Annotated in this window: 2 protein-coding genes and 1 pseudogene; all 3 read right to left on the bottom strand. The window is 71.6% G+C overall.

From position 1 onward, the window contains the following. Window positions 1–206, bottom strand: a 206-nt coding sequence (locus BMG07_RS40775; RefSeq protein WP_269759913.1) for a FecR/PupR family sigma factor regulator, incomplete at its 3' end; no start/stop codon positions are given. A gap of 5 nt (window positions 207–211) precedes the next feature. Beyond that, entirely contained in the window at window positions 212–772 is a 561-nt protein-coding gene (locus tag BMG07_RS40780; RefSeq protein ID WP_307867338.1) for an RNA polymerase sigma factor, read from the bottom strand. Window positions 773–779: 7 nt separating this feature from the next. Next, window positions 780–1,023 (bottom strand): annotated as a pseudogene (locus tag BMG07_RS40785) (hypothetical protein); the annotation flags it as partial.

The following is a 1,023-nucleotide window of genomic DNA, read 5'->3' on the forward strand; positions in this document are numbered from 1 at the left end:
CGCTGCGCCACCGCCTCGGCGGCGGGCCGGGCCGTGTCCCACAGCCGCGTCATCTCGGCCATCGCCTGCGCGTGCAGCGGGCTCTGGCCGCACCAGCGCTTGAAGTCCTGTGCGTCCACCGTGGTGGCCCGGCCCGACGTCAGGCGCACGAGCCAGTCCCGCGCCTGGGCTTCCAGGGCGGCAAGGTCGTCGGGCGGGGTGGTCATGGCCGTCATTCTTCTACTACTGACTGTTTTCCCGCCCCGGGACCGAACCTCTGGATCACATCTCGCCCCAAACGGCCCGCGCAATGCACCAGCGCGGCCTTCACCTCGCGCTCGACGATGCGCACCGAAACGCCGTAGCGCAGTGCGATGTCCTTGTGCGGCGTCTCGTCCACGCGCGAGGCCAGGAAAATTTCTCGGCGGCGGCGCGGCAGCTCTTCGAGCGCGCGCTCCAGCGCCTGCACTTCGCTGCGCGCTTCGGACACGCGCGCGGGGTCGCGGCTTTCGTCGGCAAAGTGCAGCAGCTCCTCGACCTCGACGAAATCGAGCAGGCGGCCGTTGGCAATGCGCTTGTCTTCCGCCACGTTCGACGCGATGCGCAGCAGGTAGGCCATCGGGCTTTGCACCGGGCCGGGGTCGCTCATGCGGTTCACGCGCAGCCAGGTCTCGTGCAGCACGTCGTCGGCCACATCCTCGGAACCGAAGCGCCGGCGCAGGCGGTTGCGAAAATCGAGGTAGCGGCTCGTCAGCAGGCCGCGCAGGAAGCCGGGGGTGTCTTGCGAATCCACGGCGCGCTCAGGGCGAAGCGGCGGGCGCCACGCCCGCGCAGACGTCGGTGCTGCCCTCGGTGCGGGGCAACAGCAGGATGGTGAGCGGCTCGTCGGCGGCGCCGCCGTCCGCGGGCGGGGTCAGCACCAGCGTGTTCATCGCGGCCTCGAGGGCCGCGTCGCGTTGTGGGGCGCCGGTCGAGGTCAGCAGGCGCGTGCGCCGCACGTGGCCGGCCGGGCCGACCCACAGCTGCACCAGCGCGCGATAGCCG

It is taken from the genome of Variovorax sp. E3, assembly GCF_016082275.1.
In the GTDB taxonomy this organism is placed as follows: domain Bacteria; phylum Pseudomonadota; class Gammaproteobacteria; order Burkholderiales; family Burkholderiaceae_C; genus Variovorax.